The 15,721-nt window shown below is 42.3% G+C and carries 19 protein-coding genes; 8 read left to right on the top strand and 11 right to left on the bottom strand.

What is annotated here, in order from left to right; genetic code table 11:
* Both EI162_RS07030 and hpf read left to right on the top strand, forming a co-directional pair.
* Positions 1–697 (top strand): RNA polymerase sigma-54 factor (locus tag EI162_RS07030; protein WP_413038381.1); only part of this gene is annotated, 697 nt, incomplete at its 5' end.
* Between the two features lie 401 nt (positions 698–1,098).
* Positions 1,099–1,479, top strand: a complete 381-nt coding sequence (gene hpf, locus EI162_RS07025) for a ribosome hibernation-promoting factor, HPF/YfiA family (protein WP_192523667.1) — start codon at positions 1,099–1,101, stop codon at positions 1,477–1,479.
* Positions 1,480–1,703: 224 nt separating this feature from the next.
* Here hpf and thiS read toward each other — a convergent pair whose 3' ends face one another.
* From thiS to EI162_RS07005, 4 genes are all read right to left on the bottom strand, one after another.
* The gene (gene thiS / locus EI162_RS07020) at positions 1,704–1,904 is read right to left on the bottom strand and encodes a sulfur carrier protein ThiS (RefSeq protein ID WP_192523666.1); all 201 of its coding nucleotides are present in this window, start codon (positions 1,902–1,904) and stop codon (positions 1,704–1,706) included.
* Between the two features lie 101 nt (positions 1,905–2,005).
* The gene (locus tag EI162_RS07015; RefSeq protein ID WP_192523665.1) at positions 2,006–2,383 is read right to left on the bottom strand and encodes a DUF423 domain-containing protein; all 378 of its coding nucleotides are present in this window, start codon (positions 2,381–2,383) and stop codon (positions 2,006–2,008) included.
* Between the two features lie 237 nt (positions 2,384–2,620).
* The gene (gene rpoH / locus EI162_RS07010) at positions 2,621–3,484 is read right to left on the bottom strand and encodes an RNA polymerase sigma factor RpoH (protein ID WP_225735374.1); all 864 of its coding nucleotides are present in this window, start codon (positions 3,482–3,484) and stop codon (positions 2,621–2,623) included.
* Positions 3,485–3,724: 240 nt separating this feature from the next.
* Entirely contained in the window at positions 3,725–4,204 is a 480-nt protein-coding gene (locus EI162_RS07005) for a sulfurtransferase TusA family protein (protein WP_192523663.1), read from the bottom strand.
* Positions 4,205–4,689: 485 nt separating this feature from the next.
* Here EI162_RS07005 and EI162_RS07000 point away from each other — a divergent pair, with 485 nt between their 5' ends.
* The gene (locus EI162_RS07000; protein WP_225736923.1) at positions 4,690–6,453 is read left to right on the top strand and encodes a M48 family metalloprotease; all 1,764 of its coding nucleotides are present in this window, start codon (positions 4,690–4,692) and stop codon (positions 6,451–6,453) included.
* 87 nt (positions 6,454–6,540) lie between these two features.
* On the opposite strand, the gene EI162_RS06995 is transcribed toward EI162_RS07000, so the two are convergent.
* Together EI162_RS06995 and rpsU are read right to left on the bottom strand one after the other, a co-directional pair.
* The gene (locus EI162_RS06995; protein WP_192523662.1) at positions 6,541–6,990 is read right to left on the bottom strand and encodes a GatB/YqeY domain-containing protein; all 450 of its coding nucleotides are present in this window, start codon (positions 6,988–6,990) and stop codon (positions 6,541–6,543) included.
* A gap of 223 nt (positions 6,991–7,213) precedes the next feature.
* Positions 7,214–7,429, bottom strand: coding sequence for a 30S ribosomal protein S21 (rpsU, locus tag EI162_RS06990; protein ID WP_010195908.1), 216 nt, complete (start codon positions 7,427–7,429; stop codon positions 7,214–7,216).
* A 456-nt stretch (positions 7,430–7,885) separates the two neighbouring features.
* Here rpsU and EI162_RS06985 point away from each other — a divergent pair, with 456 nt between their 5' ends.
* The 4 genes from EI162_RS06985 (at position 7,886) to crcB (ending at position 11,074) form a co-directional block, all read left to right on the top strand.
* Complete coding sequence (locus EI162_RS06985; RefSeq protein ID WP_225735380.1) at positions 7,886–8,452, top strand: c-type cytochrome; 567 nt, start codon at positions 7,886–7,888, stop codon at positions 8,450–8,452.
* Positions 8,453–8,600: 148 nt separating this feature from the next.
* Complete coding sequence (locus tag EI162_RS06980; RefSeq protein ID WP_192523660.1) at positions 8,601–9,149, top strand: c-type cytochrome; 549 nt, start codon at positions 8,601–8,603, stop codon at positions 9,147–9,149.
* A gap of 445 nt (positions 9,150–9,594) precedes the next feature.
* On the top strand, positions 9,595–10,653 hold the full coding sequence (tsaD, locus tag EI162_RS06975) for a tRNA (adenosine(37)-N6)-threonylcarbamoyltransferase complex transferase subunit TsaD (protein WP_192523659.1): 1,059 nt from the start codon (positions 9,595–9,597) through the stop codon (positions 10,651–10,653).
* A 49-nt stretch (positions 10,654–10,702) separates the two neighbouring features.
* A complete protein-coding gene (crcB, locus tag EI162_RS06970; RefSeq protein ID WP_192523658.1) occupies positions 10,703–11,074 on the top strand; it encodes a fluoride efflux transporter CrcB in 372 nt (123 codons plus the stop codon).
* Positions 11,075–11,341: 267 nt separating this feature from the next.
* Here the strand turns inward: crcB and EI162_RS06965 are convergent, their stop codons facing one another.
* From EI162_RS06965 to EI162_RS06955, 3 genes are all read right to left on the bottom strand, one after another.
* Positions 11,342–11,866, bottom strand: a complete 525-nt coding sequence (locus EI162_RS06965) for a DUF2798 domain-containing protein (protein ID WP_225736922.1) — start codon at positions 11,864–11,866, stop codon at positions 11,342–11,344.
* Positions 11,863–12,657 (bottom strand): siderophore-interacting protein, encoded by a 795-nt coding sequence (locus tag EI162_RS06960; RefSeq protein ID WP_192523657.1) that lies wholly within the window; start codon positions 12,655–12,657, stop codon positions 11,863–11,865. The genes EI162_RS06965 and EI162_RS06960 overlap by 4 nt, the downstream gene beginning before the upstream one ends.
* A gap of 79 nt (positions 12,658–12,736) precedes the next feature.
* Positions 12,737–13,180, bottom strand: a complete 444-nt coding sequence (locus EI162_RS06955) for a MarR family winged helix-turn-helix transcriptional regulator (protein ID WP_192523656.1) — start codon at positions 13,178–13,180, stop codon at positions 12,737–12,739.
* A 204-nt stretch (positions 13,181–13,384) separates the two neighbouring features.
* On the opposite strand from EI162_RS06955, the gene EI162_RS06950 reads away from it, so the two are divergent.
* Positions 13,385–13,912, top strand: coding sequence for a cytochrome b (locus EI162_RS06950; protein WP_192523655.1), 528 nt, complete (start codon positions 13,385–13,387; stop codon positions 13,910–13,912).
* A gap of 135 nt (positions 13,913–14,047) precedes the next feature.
* On the opposite strand, the gene EI162_RS06945 is transcribed toward EI162_RS06950, so the two are convergent.
* Together EI162_RS06945 and EI162_RS06940 are read right to left on the bottom strand one after the other, a co-directional pair.
* Complete coding sequence (locus tag EI162_RS06945; protein ID WP_192523654.1) at positions 14,048–14,473, bottom strand: immunity protein YezG family protein; 426 nt, start codon at positions 14,471–14,473, stop codon at positions 14,048–14,050.
* 294 nt (positions 14,474–14,767) lie between these two features.
* Positions 14,768–15,658: a LysR family transcriptional regulator gene (locus EI162_RS06940; protein WP_192523653.1), complete on the bottom strand. Its 891-nt coding sequence runs from the start codon at positions 15,656–15,658 to the stop codon at positions 14,768–14,770.
* Between the last annotated feature and the right edge of the window lie 63 nt (positions 15,659–15,721).

Genomic DNA, 15,721 nt, shown 5'->3' with positions numbered 1-15,721 from the left:
TTCTTTGGGTTATTATAACCTCTTAGAAGCTGTCCAATTTTATTATGCCACTACAGTCACGCCTACTCGTCGCCGCGACGGTAATGTCACCACATTTATGGAAACACAAGACGATGGCTGGTATGTGCGCCTCAACCCTGACACCCTGCCAAAGCTACGGGTTAATCAAGAATATGCCAACTTGGTTAAGCGAGGTGATGACAGCCCCGATAATCAATATCTGCGCGAAAATCTTACCGATGCACGCTTGTTTATTCGCAGTATTGAAGAGCGCAATCAAAACCTATTAAAAGTGGCGACGAGTATTGTGCGCTATCAGCAACAATTTCTGCAGTATGGTGCGACTGCCATGCAACCACTTATATTAAAGGTAATCGCCGAAGAAGTTGACTTGCATGAATCTACCGTCTCGCGGCTCACCACGAGTAAGACCATTTTGACCCCGCAAGGGTTATTCTCCCTCAAGTACTTCTTTTCATCCCACGTCAGCAGCACAGATGGTGACATCTCATCGACTGCCATTAGCGCTATGATTAAGCAGCTCATCACCGATGAAAATCCGAAAAAACCATTCTCCGACAGTCGAATAAAAGATTTTTTATTAATAGAAGGTATCGATATCGCCAGAAGAACAGTGGCCAAATATCGTGAAGCAATGAATATTGGTTCATCTACCCAGCGCAAAAAGAAATATTAGTGTCTTAATTCAATAGGTTATCAACTAACTGACAGCATCATCAATAATTCTATTTCAAAAATAAAAAATAAAATTTTTTGATTATATAGAAACATTGAAGAAACAACTGCTTTTATTACATTTAATTACAACTTACTGGCTTGCTACTATTCAATTTTCATGACAAATTAGAGTCATACCAACAACAAAATCCAAGTGTCGATTTAGCATATTTAATCACTTCAATAATTAAAGAGATGAGAGAATGGTACGTTTACATTTTGCTAAAGGCACTGGTTATAAAGCCTTGGTTAATAAAAAAACGAGGGCAGTTATTGGTAACGTAGGATGATAAAAGCAGGAATGCTCACTCATCTGTTGACTGTAAGTATCAATGTAAGCAACGATAAAAGGACAATAATATGAATGTTTCTATCAGTGGTCACCATATCAGTATTACCGATGCAATGGACACAGCAGTTCGTGAAAAGCTTGAAAAAGTAGAGCGTCACTTCGATCAGATTCAAAGTATTAAAGTGATATTATCGCTAGATAACAGCGGCGCAAGTGACGGTGGTAAAAAAAGTCATAAAGCTGAAGCGATTATGCGAGTCTCGGGTAAAGAGATGTTTGTCCAAGCGCTTGACGATGATATGTATAAAGCTATCAATGAGATGGCAGACAAACTTGATAGACAAGTACGCAAATATAAAACCAAAATGGAGAGTAAAAAGACACAGGGTGCAGGGCGTGATGGACGCTATGAAGAGCTGACGACAGCAGATGCAGCTCCTGCAGTTTGATTTTATAATGTATGTTTAGGGTGTTTGAGGATAAATGGCTGCTGGCTAATATAATAACAAATAGTATCAATGACCATATCTTTAGATATCTCTAAACCAAACATATAAAAAGGAAAAAGACCTCAAACGTACGAGACGTTGAGGTCTTTTTTATTGTCCGCTTCTTTAGAAAATCGACTATAGTGAACTTAACACTACCAGCCTCTTTGAGCGTAGAAAAACGCTTAACCACCACCAACTGCTTGTACTACTTCGATGCTCATACCTTCAACAATATGCATTTTATCAAGCTCACTTTTTGGGATAAGGTCACCGTCCACTTCTACGGCATAACGTCCTTTACTGAGTCCAAGCTCATTGACGACCATTTGTACCGTCTGGTGAGTGGTCTGTAGGTTTTTACCGTTCACACTGATATTGCTCATAAAATATACTCCTTAATTAACCAACATTATCAATCAAGATTACTTTTTGCAGCATTGTCACCATTCAGGTGGTATTTGACATTTCTTTTATTAGCAATCGGTTATTTCATCGCCGAGTTATTGAGTTTAAATGCCGACAGCGCCAACCATAGCCAACCTGCAATCATCAGAACGCCACCGATAGGGGTAATTGCTCCAAACCAAAGCGGCGCGCCAAGCGTCATCGCATATAAGCTACCCGCAAATATTAAAATACCTATTTGCAATAGCCATGCAGTGGTTTGAGTGGCATATTTGAGTCGAATCAATAGGCCAACCAGCAGTAGGCCAAGACCATGGACAAATAAATACAGGGTTGCGGTATGCCACCATTCGAGTTGTTGAGTGCTGGCGATGTTTGTTAGACCATGCGCGCCAAAGGCGCCCAAAGCCACGGCGATGGCCATATTAATCGCTGCAATACCTATCCAATTTAACATGGCAAACTCGTATTATTTAAAGGCGCTTTATTTAAGAACGCTTTATTTAAAGGGTACACGCGACTGGAATATAGTCAGGTCAATATAAAGGAGATGCAGTGGGACTGCTATCAATTTTTTGTAGCCTCTGTCGGCGTAGGCACAGCAGGCAAGAAAATTTTTTACCAGTCACGCATCATAATGTCGTGTATGTATTTTATTTGGTATCGACCATATCACTGCGACTGAAAATAACAGCTATTGAATGTCATCTGGCAAAATAACGCTATCAATAGTCATGGCATCGCGAATTTTGTCCATGGCATTTTTTTCGATTTGGCGTACACGCTCGGCAGAGATAGAATAGACCGCTGCCAATTCATGCAAGGTTGATTTTTGCTCAGACAGCCAACGCTGCTCGACGATATCGCGTGAACGGTCATCGAGGGTATCCATGGCTGCTATCAACGCTGATGAGTTATTTTCTTCCCAGTCTGCTTCTTCTAGCTGCTCAGCAGGATCAATACCATCCTCTAAAAACAGCTGCGGCGCATAACGTCCATCATCATCATCGCTAGATTGCGCTTCAAATGAAGCATCATAAGAGGTCAAGCGCGACTCCATCTCTAACACTTGCTTGCGCGTCACGTTTAAATCGTTGGCAATCGCATCGGCTTCTTCTAATGTCAGCTGGTTATTGGTTTTTTTAAGACTGCGTAAATTAAAGAATAGCTTACGATGGGCCTTGGTCGTCGCGACTTTCACAATGCGCCAGTTACGAATCACGAATTCATGAATCTCCGCCTTAATCCAATGCACAGCAAACGATACCAAGCGTACGCCTTTATTGGGATCAAAGCGTTTCACCGCTTTCATCAAGCCTAAGTTACCTTCTTGAATTAAGTCCGCTTGCGGCAAGCCATAGCCCGAATAACTACGGGCAATATGAATGACAAAGCGCAGGTGCGACATCACCAGCAGCCGCGCGGCTTCCACATCGCCTTCATCATAATAGCGATGAGCCAGCTCTTGCTCTTGGGTCGGTGTCAAGATAGGAATTTGATGCACAGTATTGATATAAGCACCCAGATTGACCCCAGGCGCTGATAAATGAGTCGGCATCGCTGGCACCAAATCACGGGTACTGGTATTACCAAGTGCACTCGAATCATAAGGGGGTCGCTGTGCGGCAGCTTTCAATGCTGCATCACGCGCTTCGTTTTTTACAGGAGCTGCATCGTCTTTTTTACTCGTTTTTGCAGCATCATTAGAAGTATTAGCCATATTCTTGACCTTGGTTAAATAGTGACGCAAATAGTCAGATAAAATCTTTATAGTTGTAATTGTAAAGGATAGCGATGCTTAGTTGCTATCAGTTTTGGTAATGATGAAGTGATATATTGTATCAAAACGCTGTGATGATATGCTATCAGCAGGCGGCTGCTTAGTGGAGTTATGTAGCGTTAGTAGCAGTTGCTCTGCGGTGTCTGTTTGCTGGCTTTGTCGACAAAAAGCCTTGATATCTGCTTGCGAGTTGGGGTCTGTTGCGACCACGTATAAAGACTCATTAAGGCCAACATCGCGTAGCGCTACCTTGGTTTTTAATAACGGCATCGGGCAAGCCAGTCCGCGACCATCGACGAAACGCTTGATAGTGAGGCTAGGTTGCTTTGCGTTTGTGGTGTCATTGAGGTTAGCATCGTCAACACTGTTGTTATCGCTATCTACTGGTAGCAATTCTAGCAGGGGTCTAATCGACTGCTGCTCTGCCTCAGGTAAATGCTCTGATAAAAGTATCGGGTAAGAGGCTCGTATCATGATGGAGTGGCTATCAGCGGACATAAAGGTAACCTTTAAAATATCAGTGAATATATTAGTGCACCACTTGGCCATATTCGTTGGTTTTAACATTTCACGATGACACAGCAGTTATTTTGCTGTGCAGCATGTATTACAGTTCACCATTATAGCAAATTGCCACTATTCAATTGCAGTTGAATATAATCAACGTCATGTTCGGTTCACTAGAATCACATATATATAGTGGATTCACTTTACAACCGAGACAGTGCTATTGGCTATAAATTTTTTGCCGCCTCTGTCACGCCTGCGAACAGCAAGCAAGAAAAGTTTATAGCAATAGCAGGTTACTATTTGCTTTATTATAAACGTATCCATTTTATATGGGATTGACTAAAGCCATGTTGCACAATAGTGACGGGCAGCTGAGTTATTGGTAGTCGAGTACAGACTAGAATTGACCTTATATAAACAAGCTCGTATAGTCGAAAAAACATTGTCATTACTCACCTGTATAGGATACGCACTTGTACCACTCTAATAGACAGTCGATGCTTGGTAGAGCGCTCATGCACCAGTCAAATACACACGAGGAAGCCACGCGTTCGCGAGCGGTGATATCGCCTTTTTATCAATATAAAAAGTACCAATATAAAAAGTGTCAGCATAGAAAGTCTCAGGGCAAAACAAGCCTTCTGTCTATAGCCGTGTCGAGCGCTATTAGGCTGGGAGGGTTAGCGGTATTACTGATAGTGACTAGTACTGCCAATAGTAGTGATGGCAACATGAGAGGTGCGAGCGGTAACCAAATCGCGGCATTCAATGATAACTCATGGCAGTCTACAGGCTCAAAAGATTTAAACTTACCCAATTTGCGCGGGCAAAGCTTAAGCTTCGCGGAACAATATCAAAATAAGCTGCTCGGTGAATGGTCGCTACGCAACGTCAATGGTCGCACCAAGATGGAGCACGACCCTTGGATTCAAGAAACGATCAAAAATATGACCTGGCGCCTCAATGCCCAAGCACGACAGCAGGCACCAATGGGCTTGGTTATTATTGATAACCCAAGTATCAATGCTTTTGCAGCACCAGGCGGTGTCATTGGTCTCAATACAGGGACAATATTGGCCGCCAGCAGTATGGATGAGCTGGCCAGTGTGGTCGCCCACGAAGTCGCTCATATTAGCCAGCGTCATTATGAGAGTGGTGTTGATGAGCGCAAAAAAGCCCTGCTGATGCAGATAGGCGGTATGCTAGCAGCGATTGCAGCGTCAGCCGTCGATGGTGATGCAGCGGCGGCGGTGATGATGGGCAGCCAAACTGTGACGATGAATAACACCATGGCGTTTAGCCGTAGTAATGAGCGCGAAGCTGATCGGGTAGGGATGCAAATCATGACCCAAGCGGGCTATGACCCGAGAGCCATGCCACGGTTCTTCGCTACGATGAACCAACGCAGCCAGCTGAATCAAGTTGAAAATCGATTTTTACCCAGTTTTGTACGCTCGCATCCATTGAGTAATGAGCGCTTAAGTGAATCACAGAGTCGCGCGCAGCACTATCCACCATTGTCATTGAATCGGCAGCAGCGCCATCAAGCGTTATTTGATTTGCTCTATTGGCGTGTTCAAAGCACTGGCAAGCATGCCTCTGAGACAGAATTAACGACAGCCGCTAAAAATAGCGTGGGTGCTAAATTGGCTCTGATGCATTGGTATGGTGAGCAGCAGCGCTTTACAGATGCTATCGACGTGCTGGCTGAGATTAATCAACTATCGCCTGTACAGCGTCAAAAACTAGAGCCTTTACTGTCAATTACCCATAGTCAAATTTTGACGGAACAAGGTAAGTGGTCACAAGCTGCTGAGATATTAGAGAACCAGCAGCGGTTATCTCCTGAACGCCGTGACCTGCGTCTGTATCTGGCTGAAGCACTGACCAATAGCAATCAGCCCATCAAAGCACAGGCACTACTCAAACCATTGACCGAACAGCAGCCAAGTGACCGTTATGCTTGGCAAAGTTTGCAATTGGCCAATGAAAAACTGGCCAAAACCACCGATTCTACACCACTAAAAAACATTGCCACTATTAATGCACTGCGCTATCGCAGCCATGACCAGCTGTGGAGTGGTCGTTATGAGCGCGCACTGACCTCATTGACCCAAGCCAAGCAACTGGCGGAGAAGCTGCAAACGACTGCGCAAGCCAATAGTGCTCGTCCACTACTTGCCAATATTAATGCCGAAATCAAAGCGGTAAAAACCGCCAAAGACTTCGAGCCTTAGGCGGTTGTTTTTTTAACGTGTCAGCTTTTAATTTACCAATCTCTAAACTGCCACTACTGTTGTAAATCGGCTAATGAATCATAGGTTTTAGCCTTGTAGAGCGTCTTTTACCAGCTTAGAGATGAGGGCAGGATCAGCGCGACCCGCGGTTTTATTCTTTAATACACCCATCACGCTACCCATATCACGCATAGAAGTGGCACCTTGCGCCGCGATTTCTGCATTGACCAAGGCAGCAAGCTCGTCATTGTCCATTTGTTTGGGCATAAATTCATTGATGATATCGATTTCAAACTGCTCTTTGGCGGCTAAGTCATCACGATCATTTTCTGTAAAAATACCAAGCGATTCTTGGCGCTGTTTTAGCTGTTTTTGTAACACGTCTAAAACAGCTGCATCATCGAGTTCTATTTGACGGTCAATCTCGATTTGCTTGACGACTGCTTGCACGTTGCGCAATACTTTAACACGCTCAAGCTCACGCGCTTTCATAGACGTTTTAATGCTGTCTGATAGAGTCTGTTTAAGTTGGCTCACGGTTATTATTCCTTATTAGTATGGATAAAGCTTTAGATAATAAACTGCTGATAATTTTTTCTGCAAAAAGACTTGGTGTTAGGGGCTGAGTATTAGGGGCTGAATTCTATACAGCGCCTACCTAGGGCGTGATAAAAAAATTGTAGCATAAAAAACGCCACTGATATCAATCGATAACAGTGGCGTTAGTGTAGCGCTAGTATTTAGCTAATCGTATTGTCGATTAGTACATACGAGTGGTACGAATAGTTTCGCGTTGTAATTTTTTCTTATAACGCTTTACGGCAGCTGCTTTTTTACGCTTGCGTACTTGCGTTGGTTTTTCATAAAACTCACGCTTACGTACGTCTGATAATACACCAGCTTTTTCACAAGCACGTTTAAAACGACGGATAGCGATGTCAACTGGTTCGTTTTCTTTAACCTTAACTGCAGGCATGAAGACTCCTCGATTAGGATGAGATATAAGGGCATTAGTTTGGCTGTGTATTAGTATTTAGCCGTAATATCTCAAGATTACTGGCATCAGCTCAAACTAGGATAATCTTGCGCAATAGCACAAGGGCGCCTATTTTAATTAAAAATAGCAGCAAAGTCAAAGACTTTAGCGTATCTGTTTTGAATTATTGCAAACAAGGATAACTTAGCAGTATGCAACTAATGGAGTCTTATTTTAAATAGAAATGTTAATATTTTTAATAAAATTTTAACAAATAATCAATAAATTATGGACAAAACACCTGCTCAGCAATAACGACTTATATTAAGTCTATGTTATGATAAGTTTTGTTTACTGTCTGACGTTTCGGTCAGGGATGACAATCAGACGCTATAACCAAACGCTACAACGCTTTTATGGCTATTATATTGAGGATCTTTTTTAATGAAAATTGGCATGAAAAAAACAGCAGTTAATACCGCATTATGGACAACCTTGATTCTCTCTATGGGTATCAGTTTAAGTGCTTGTAGCAGTGAAAAAGAAGACGCTGGCACAGAGTCAGGAAAAGTCATGGCTGTCGATAGAGTCGACGATGCGTCAGAACTTGCTCGCTCTAATGCGCCAGAAGCGGAAGATATGGAATTTCCAGAAACAACAGCGGTGCCAGCTACGGATGTTGAAGCAGACGCGACGACCAATACCGAAGAAGGCAGTGAAAGTGAAGAAGAGGTAGCTGCTGATACGTCAGATACTACTGATAGCGCAGCGCTTAATGTCTCTGACAATACTGGTGAGCAGCTTTATAATAATCAGTGCATGGCTTGCCATGCCACTGGTTTACTTGATGCGCCAAAATATGGTGATGCAGAAGCCTGGGCACCGCGTATTACTCAAGGTAAAGAAACCCTATATACTCACTCGGCCAAAGGTTTTAACCAAATGCCCGCTCAAGCAACCAATGGCGTCACCGAAGAGCAAATCCATGCAGCAGTTGACTATATGGTTGCCGCTGCCAGCTAACGTAAAACACACAGATGCAGAAACAGTCGCAAGATCTGCTGTTCAATATCGAGTAAGCAAAAAATCGTTAACTCAACGATGGTAGGCATGGAATAAAAAAGTATCAACAAAAAATAGCTTACTTAACCCAACCGGCAAAGGAATGAATATGAGTATCAATCAATTACGTATGAATAAAAAATCGCTAAATATAGCGGGAAAACTAACGTGGTCAACATTAGGTCTTAGTGCTTTATTAGCACTTGGTGCCTGTAGTGGTGGTGACAATACTGCTGCTGAAGAGCCAGCTGCTACCAACGACACTGAAACTGTGGTCGTGGAGCCTGAAGTCCCTGTCGAAGTAGTAGAAGAAGAGGTCACACCAGAACCTGAAGTAGAAGCAGAACCTACCGAAGTACCAGTAGAAGCAGCAGCAGAAGCGACTGCTGAAGATGCGGCTGAGCCTGAAGTGTTAGCGGCTGATGCTGGTGAGAAGTTGTATGAAAAGCAGTGCAAAGTTTGTCATGAAGGTGGTTTGTTGGACGCACCTAAATACGGTAATAAAACCGATTGGGCGCCGCATCTTGTCAAAGACATAGATACGCTGCATATGCATTCAGCTAAAGGCTTCAACAAAATGCCAGCACAGGCGAGTGATGAGGTTAGCGAAGCACAAGTTCACGCAGCCGTTGATTATATGGTAGCGGCAGTTAGCTAATATCAGTGATTGAAATTTGATAGAATAACCGTCATTGTAAGATTGCAGTGGCGGTTTTTTTATGGCAAATACAAAACAGTATATGATCAAAAACGACATACAATCAGTGAACAGTAATATAGATACATCACCTGCCGTCACGTTTTTAAAGGATTTTGACTTTACTTATTAGGCTTTTTCAAAAGCTATTTTCGATTTTTAACATTAGGGCGTGTCCTCATTTTGAAAATGGTAATAAAAATTGCAGTCAAACAAGGAAAATAGCACAGATAATATCAAGATATTAGCCAGCTATTTGACACAGTTTGGCAAGATTTAGCCATTTTTAACCCATTTAATTGATTTTGTTTAGATTGAGGACATGCCCTAGTATTTAGCCCTAAAAAAATAATATTTAGCACGGCGATGATATTATTTAGCGAAGCGATGAAATAAAGGCACAAACATGAAAGTATTGGGTTTAGAGACATCTTGTGATGAGACTGGGCTAGCGATTTTTGACAGTGAACAGCTGGATAGTGACAATCAAGGTTTGGTTGGTCAAGTACTGTATTCACAGATAGAGCTGCATGCGCTTTATGGCGGCGTGGTGCCCGAGCTCGCCAGTCGCGATCATATTCGCAAGCTGGTACCTTTGTTGAACGAGCTGCTAGAACAATGTGATATAAAAAAAGGCGAAATTGATGCCATCGCCTATACCAAAGGGCCAGGGCTCATCGGGGCGCTGATGACCGGTGCATTATTTGGTCGTAGCTTGGCTTATGGCTTGGATATTCCAGCAATTGGTATTCATCATATGGAAGGGCATCTGTTAGCACCATTGATGGGCGCAAACCCACCCGCATTTCCTTTTGTCTCGCTATTGGTGTCTGGTGGTCATACCTTGCTGATTGCCGCTCATGGTGTTGGGCAATATGAGATATTAGGTGAATCGATAGATGATGCAGCAGGCGAGTGCTTTGATAAAGCTGCCAAAATGCTGGGTCTGCCTTACCCTGGTGGTCCTAATATCGCGAAACTGGCTGAAACAGGCAATCCAAATGCTTATAGTCTACCAAGACCGATGCTGCATCGCGGCTTGGACTTTTCGTTTAGCGGTATGAAAACAGCGGTACATAATCTGATCAAAGATACCCCATACTCAGGCGGCTCAGGCAATCAGTCCGATAGCGATCCACAAGTACGCGCCGATATTGCTGCCAGTTTTCAGCACGCTGTGGTCGATACGCTAGTGAAAAAGTGCGTCAAAGCACTCAAGCAAGCCAATATGAGCCGATTGGTGATTGCTGGTGGTGTCAGTGCCAATAGCCATTTACGTGAGACATTAGAGAGTGAGCTCGCTAAAATAAACGCCACCGTTCATTATGCACCGCCAGCGTTATGTACCGATAATGGGGCGATGATTGCCTATGCAGGGTATGAGCGTTTGCAGGCGGGACAATCTGATGATTTGGCCGTCAGTTGTGTGCCGCGTTGGCCGATGACTGAGTTGCCAGCCGTATAATTTCTTTGCTTATTAGAATGGCATTTATTAAGAAAATAAGGATTACATCATGCAATGGCTTGCCATCGGCTTAGGGGCAGCAATCGGCGCTTGTCTGCGTGCGTGGCTGGGACGCTTTAATCCGCTACATAGTTGGATTCCGATAGGGACGCTAAGCGCCAATATTTTAGGAGGATTACTGATAGGTCTAGCTATGGTATGGTTTCAGCGTACCGGCAGCATGCTATCGGTCAATGCAAAAATGTTTGTTATTACTGGATTCTGTGGCGGATTGACCACCTTTAGCACTTTTAGCGTTGAAGTCTTTAGCTTGATAAATGCAGGACGTATGCTTGCCGGTCTTGGATTGGTTGGTTTGCATGTGGGATTGACATTGTTGGCCACCGCGCTAGGTTTTTACTTCTTTAAACTGGTTTTATAACTTTTGATAGGCATTACTCGCTTAACGGTCTGATATAAGTAGTTGCTTTATAGCAGTCTGTTTTAAGTGGTCTATTAATACGTTTAAAGGGCAAAATAACTGGTTCCCTTGGGGTATACCCAAAGTGACCAGAGCTATGCTGAGGACGCTGAATAAGTTTAATAAATTAGAAAATTTATATATATAAAAAAAATATGTATAAAAAAACGAAATATTATATATATCTTAAGCGGTATTCATGAACACCTATCAAATAAAGCTAACGCTTTAGCTCTTTAAAAACTTTACTAGCTTAGGTTTGATAGTCATCGAAATAGTAAGGACCAATATCAACCCTACAGGCAATGCTGCTAAAAACCCTTGCAGCCAACCATTTAAAAATGCTGTTTGATCTGTAAACCCAATGGTTTTGCTCGCGGTACTAAACGCCAATATGGCTTCCATAATACAAGCCATTAATACGCCTATTAAGAGGTTACGTTTGTGCTCTGTAGTGCGGGGGAGTATATGCTTGATAAACTTTGTCATCAAGCCCATCAATAAAAACCCAATAGGCATTACGGTATAAGCCGCTAACAACGATTTTGACCAAGCGTTGAAAAAGTTATCGGAATATCCTAAATTCATGTAAGTCATAACGCCTGTTAAAATACCGCCTAATACAGTCATCATGGCTAGTACGACCAAGATTTTATAAAGCAACGGTGTTCTTCTTTCTTCTTTAGCGAGAAATAAATCAGTTTCCAAAGCCATTCTTACCTCTTTATCATAATGAGTCATCTTTTGAATCAACCGGCATCTTTCTCTGCTCGTCGATCATTTGCAGATTGGTCTTCAGCTACCCCCGCTTTCCAATAAGAAAACGCATATAGCTCATCTTTTGACCACTCCAGATCACCTTTTAAATACTGACGAATAGCTTTAACAGCTGAAAACTCACTAGCAACGTAAGCAAAACGGCTTTGGGCGGCATCTGGTAGAGTCAAAGCCTTTATTGCGTCGGCCAATTGACTGCCTTGCGTAGGGTTTGCGTTGTGTAGCCAAGTCATTTGAATATTGGAAGCGGTTGGTAAGTTCTGTTCATCTTCTTTGTCATGCACTTCGATAATACAGTGACCAGTTACCGTATTAGGTAGGGTCTCTAGTATGGCGCCAAGCACAGGTATAGCTGTAGCATCACCAACCAACAGAATATTATCCGCTGCTGGACACAAAGCTTTACTTTTCGGCTTCATCATCACACCGAGCTCATCACCCACTTTTGCATTCGTGGCCCAGCCTGAAGCAGGCGCTTCATCGCCATGAGCGACAAAATCAATCCAAATCTGTTGTTTTTCAACATCTACGCCGCGATGAGTATAGGTGCGCATGACAAAGCTAGATTTATTGTTTAGATCAAGGGGTTGAGTTTTGTCGAGAGGGATAGCAACTTTGTTATTAGCCCCAACGGTCATGGTTGCAATATTAGCAATAGTGTCAGGCCGTGCAGTCAGATAAATACGGATATAGTGTGGGGTCAGTAGTTGCTTACCTGTCACAGTCATCACTTCGCGTACGGGGGTTTGGTCTCTATTGTTATTCATAATATTTCAACTTTTTGAGGGTTTTTATAAATTGTGAAAGGATTTTTATTATTGGGGCTATACGTTAAGAGTGCTGATCTCACTTATCGAGAAAGTGGCTGCTCTTAACATTGTCTATCATGGTGCGACTAACTCTAAAAAATAGTGACAGCTCAACAAGGCTAAGATTTTGAGTAAGCTGATCACGAGCCCACTCTTCTGCAACATCAAGCTTTTCCATGACCGCTTCCCCTTTTGCCGTTAGCTGTAGTAACTGACTGCGACCATCTAATGGGTTGTCTTTTTTAATAATTAAGTCGGCGGCTAACAGATCATTTAAGGCTCGAGTGATTTGTGCTTTATCACGCTCCATACGCTTAGCGATTGATTTTGCTGTGACCTCAGGGTTATGACACACACCTTTCAGAGTTCTAATGTGCATCACTGATAGATCTAGCTCTTGGCGTCTAATACCCTCTAACAATAAATTGGTATACGTATGCATCAATTGATGCAAGGTTTCGTGTAACGAATTTTTAGACATATCACTCTCTTCATATGGTTGACATGAGCAACTATATAAAATATAGTTGCTCATGTCAACCATATTTTATATACAGAGTTTCTTATTACTGCGTCCTCATAAGGATGCAGAATGGAATGTACTTTGAGAGGGTTTATAGGTTTTAAAGCTGATGGCTACGCTATTTGAAGCAGCGTTTTTTTACATTATTTAAGGAGGTATATTATGAATAAATTTCAATCTCACATCCAGAAGTGGCCAACAACGAGTCGCTTACTACATTGGATTAGTGCCCTGCTACTACTGGTCACTTGGTGCTTAATGTTGCTTTACGGTAATAGTGATAATTCGTTATACCTCAATCTACATAAAGCATTTGGTATGAGCGTTTTATTTTGGATGATTGCGCGATTGATTAATCGATTACTTACTAATACGCCACCTTCAGTACCAATGCCTGTATGGCAAAGCATCATATCTAAACTGACGCATTTTGCCCTTTACGCGCTATTGATTGCGATGCCAATGGCTGGATTACTAATGTCAGTTTATGGTGGTCACCCTGTTGATATCTTTGGGCTATTTGAGATTCCAGTTTTCGTCACACCAGATCGCAGTGCGGCACGTTTTTACAATGATGTACACACTGATATTATTTGGCCAATGATTATTGCCTTTACACTAGCTCACATTGGTGGAGCCTTATATCATCAGTTTATAAAAAAAGATAACTTAATTAAGCGTATAATTTAGGCTCTGAAAGTGCTGAACATATTTAAAGAATAAGGTTTAATGTTATTAAAACATTAAACCTTATTAGGAATTCAGTCATTTTTCGGTATACTCTAGGAAACTATGCTTTATTTATAGAGAATTCGAGCTGCCTTTTTACTTTTTAGAACTCACACATCTTTCCCATTCCTTCATAGGGATATAGTATTCATCAAGCTCAGTCTGATCTAAGTTGCTAACTGACCTCATATATAAACCAGGCCAACTATCTTCTTCAGAAATATAAGCGAAATCAATTTTAAAATTACCATCTTCATTTAAGACAATTTTAAACTGTGTCCAAGGTTCTTTATTGAAAATTAAGCATTGCTTCAAGTCTTCCATCAGCTTTCGTAAATCAAAGAAAAGATCATTTGTCATTTCTACATATTTAGGCCCTTCATTTGTTTCACATAGTAACTGAAAGTCTTGATGTTCAGAATAAATACGTCCTCTAAAAACAATATTATTATCTTTCAGAGACATTACTGACCATAGCAATTCACCTATTTTTTGATAAATAATTTGATCATCTGTTTTCATGCCATTTTCCTATATCAGTATTTTTTTTGATGCCTTAGCAATTGATAAATGATTTATTATTAAGACTGACGCTGATTATTTCATAATTACTAAAGTTGCATCTAACACTAGAAGCTCGATGCCTGTATAGCGCACCGATCACAGATAGAATATATATGGTAAGTACACTATGAAGTATACTGCGACTATTTCAGTGGGCAAAACCATTGATACTATTAGCTTACAGCCGAAGGTTCAAGTCCTCACTAGGGTACCGTCCTCGTTCCCATAACGGGCTTTATGACAAATAAAATTCTAAACTGGCTTTACGATCCCTTCTAGCAAACTGGCAAACCCTTGCATATAGGCGGTATCTTGACTGGAGGTACGCGTCGCTGCGTATAGCTGACAATGTACGCCGTCGCCTAATGGACGCGACACAACCCAGCCTTTTTTCTCATATTCGGCAACTACCCAATCAGGCAATGCCGCCACTCCTCGTTCACTAGCGACCAACTGAATCAGCATCGCGGTCAACTCCGTGGTACGAATACTCTCAAAGCTTACCTGCGCTGGGGTCATAAAGTTGGCAATAATATCGAGGCGCTTAGCCTCTACTGGATAGGCAATCAGCGTCTCATCGGTCAAATCCTCTGGCTTAATAAATTCCTGCGCCGCTAAATCATGCGTGGGCGAAAGTACCAAGCGACTTTCGTATTCAAACAAGGGCTGATAGCTGATACCCTCTAACGGTAAATCACTGGTGGTAATCAGTAGGTCAATATCACCTTCCATCAATAAATGATGCGGCTCAGGTTCAAAGCCAGTAGCAAAGTCTAGCTCCACATCCGACCATTCTCGGCGATAATGATTGAGTATCGGCATCAGCCAATCAAAGCAGCTATGACATTCAGACGCTAGGCGCAGCCTGCCTGCTTGGCCGTGCGCTAAGCGCTTAAGATTGGATTTGGTACGAGTAACTTGCGGCATGATGCTATCTGCTAATGCCAATACCGTTTTGCCTGCGGGGGTAAAAGTCAGCGGACGAGTGCGACGATTAACCAAACTGATATCATAGTAATTCTCCAGTTCTTTTAGCTGGTGCGAGACCGCAGAGGCAGTGACATGCAACTCATCGGCCGCTGCAGCGAGCGAACCATGTGCTCTTAGTGCGGTTAAGGTATTGAGATGACGGAGTTCTAACATAAGACAACCTAACCGCTAAAGTGAGAAAAATTCATTATAATTGATATGGCGCTGACTTTCATT

It is taken from the genome of Psychrobacter sp. FME6, from assembly GCF_014861365.1.
Lineage (GTDB): Bacteria > Pseudomonadota > Gammaproteobacteria > Pseudomonadales > Moraxellaceae > Psychrobacter.
The sequence above is the reverse complement of the archived record's forward strand: the minus strand, read 5'-3'. Positions and strand labels throughout refer to the sequence as shown.

Bases quoted from the DNA above. Each gene is read 5' to 3' on its own strand.
- EI162_RS06940 (WP_192523653.1), bottom strand. From the start codon at position 15,658: ATGTTAGAACTCCGTCATCTCAATACCTTAACCGCACTAAGAGCACAT.
- rpsU (WP_010195908.1), bottom strand. From the start codon at position 7,429: ATGCCTGCAGTTAAGGTTAAAGAAAACGAACCAGTTGACATCGCTATC.
- thiS (WP_192523666.1), bottom strand. From the start codon at position 1,904: ATGAGCAATATCAGTGTGAACGGTAAAAACCTACAGACCACTCACCAG.
- EI162_RS06950 (WP_192523655.1), top strand. From the start codon at position 13,385: ATGAATAAATTTCAATCTCACATCCAGAAGTGGCCAACAACGAGTCGC.
- EI162_RS06960 (WP_192523657.1), bottom strand. From the start codon at position 12,657: ATGAATAACAATAGAGACCAAACCCCCGTACGCGAAGTGATGACTGTG.
- tsaD (WP_192523659.1), top strand. From the start codon at position 9,595: ATGAAAGTATTGGGTTTAGAGACATCTTGTGATGAGACTGGGCTAGCG.
- rpoH (WP_225735374.1), bottom strand. From the start codon at position 3,484: ATGCCGACTCATTTATCAGCGCCTGGGGTCAATCTGGGTGCTTATATC.
- crcB (WP_192523658.1), top strand. From the start codon at position 10,703: ATGCAATGGCTTGCCATCGGCTTAGGGGCAGCAATCGGCGCTTGTCTG.
- EI162_RS07015 (WP_192523665.1), bottom strand. From the start codon at position 2,383: ATGTTAAATTGGATAGGTATTGCAGCGATTAATATGGCCATCGCCGTG.
- EI162_RS07005 (WP_192523663.1), bottom strand. From the start codon at position 4,204: ATGTCCGCTGATAGCCACTCCATCATGATACGAGCCTCTTACCCGATA.
- EI162_RS06980 (WP_192523660.1), top strand. From the start codon at position 8,601: ATGAGTATCAATCAATTACGTATGAATAAAAAATCGCTAAATATAGCG.
- EI162_RS06945 (WP_192523654.1), bottom strand. From the start codon at position 14,473: ATGAAAACAGATGATCAAATTATTTATCAAAAAATAGGTGAATTGCTA.
- EI162_RS06985 (WP_225735380.1), top strand. From the start codon at position 7,886: ATGAAAAAAACAGCAGTTAATACCGCATTATGGACAACCTTGATTCTC.
- EI162_RS06955 (WP_192523656.1), bottom strand. From the start codon at position 13,180: ATGTCTAAAAATTCGTTACACGAAACCTTGCATCAATTGATGCATACG.
- hpf (WP_192523667.1), top strand. From the start codon at position 1,099: ATGAATGTTTCTATCAGTGGTCACCATATCAGTATTACCGATGCAATG.